The organism is Pseudomonas sp. JV245A, from assembly GCF_032424515.1.
Lineage (GTDB): Bacteria > Pseudomonadota > Gammaproteobacteria > Pseudomonadales > Pseudomonadaceae > Aquipseudomonas > Aquipseudomonas protegens.
Map to the genome: position 1 here is coordinate 1 of NZ_VYKE01000378.1, position 1,337 is coordinate 1,337.

Here is a 1,337-nt window from a genome sequence, read left to right on the forward strand (position 1 = left end):
CTTCGCCGGCAAGCCGGCTCCTACGGGTGGGGTCAGGGGCGCCGGCGCACGAATTTGCGCCACAGCCAGACCCACAGCAGCACCAGGGGGAAGGCCAGGATCACGAAGGGCAGCACATAGCTGCCTTTCTCCAGGGCCTCGGCGGTGCCGTCGGCCAGGTTGTCCAGCAGGTTGCTGAAGGCGCGCTTGAGGCTGGATTCGCGCTGGACGCCGTCGCTGGGCAGGAACTTCAGGGTCAGGAGGTTGGTGTCCAGGCGGCGTTGCTGGCCGGCGGCGGTCTGGGCCAGGGCCTGCAGGTCGTTCTCGATGCCGGCCTGTTCCCGGCTCAGGGCAATCAGGTCGCTGACGCTGATGTCCTTGCGCGCCGCCAGTTCGTCCAGGCGCTGCTGTTGGGCCTTGAGCCGCTGCTGCTGGCGCTGCACATCGGCCACGGCATCGGCCAGGTCTTCGGCGCTGGTGATGCGCTCGCCCAGTTCCGCGCCCTGGGAGGCCTGCTGGACGATGGGCTCCACACCGTCCGGAACTATTCGCAGCGTCACCTGGGCGCGGTACTTGCCCTGTTCCAGGCGCAGGATATTGCACGGGCCGAACTGGGCCTTCTCGCAGGCTTCGCGGGTTTGCGCCAGGCGCGGACCGATCTGCGCGGCTGGCAGCGACAGGCTCAGTTCATGCTCATAGGCCAATTGCGCGCCGGCCTTGCCCTGGGCCCCGCCCAAGGCCACGGCGCTGCTGTTGTGGTCGCCGGGAGAGCAGGCGCTGAGGGCCAGGGCGCCGAACAGGGCCAGGGCCAGTCGACGGAATTTCGCAGGGTGATCGTCCTGATGTTGCATGGGGGCTCCTTGAGGGATGAATCGGCGACAGGGTCGCAGGTGCGCATCTTACCGTCGTTCGGGGAAAGACCACGATCCCGGCTGGGCTTATCGAGGATAATTTTCCTGGCTGATGCTGATAGGCGCGGAGCGGGTTCAGGGCTACACCTGTGGCAGCCCGGGACGACGGTGTTTCGGCGCAGATCAAGGAGTGCGTCATGCGCGAGTCGGCTATCCCCCCAGGCTTTGCCCCCTTGCCCCGCAGCAGCCCGCTGCTGGAACTGATCGGCCCGGTCTACGGCTGCGGCAGTGGCAGCGAACTGCGCGTCGGCCTGCGCGCCGACACCCGCCACGCCAACGGCCGGGGCACGGTGCATGGCGGCATCATCGCCACCCTGGCGGACATCGGCATGGGCTACGCCATGGCGTTTTCCAGCGATCCGCCCTTGCCGTTGATCACCGCCAGCATGACCCTCGACTACCTGGGCGCGGTGCAGGTCGGGGAATGGATCGAGGTGCACCTGGAGC

Annotated in this window: 2 protein-coding genes; one reads left to right on the forward strand and one right to left on the reverse strand. The window is 67.8% G+C overall.

Features of this window, described 5'->3' with window-relative positions; all coding sequences use genetic code 11:
- Window positions 1-32: 32 nt before the first annotated feature.
- Window positions 33-830: a DUF4349 domain-containing protein gene (locus tag F6S12_RS31790; protein WP_011060598.1), complete on the reverse strand. Its 798-nt coding sequence runs from the start codon at window positions 828-830 to the stop codon at window positions 33-35.
- Window positions 831-1,027: 197 nt separating this feature from the next.
- Between F6S12_RS31790 and F6S12_RS31795 the strand changes: the two genes are divergently transcribed.
- A partial coding sequence (locus tag F6S12_RS31795) for a PaaI family thioesterase (RefSeq protein ID WP_315869864.1) occupies window positions 1,028-1,337 on the forward strand: 310 nt, incomplete at its 3' end.

Bases quoted from the DNA above. Each gene is read 5' to 3' on its own strand.
- F6S12_RS31790 (WP_011060598.1), bottom strand. From the start codon at position 830: ATGCAACATCAGGACGATCACCCTGCGAAATTCCGTCGACTGGCCCTG.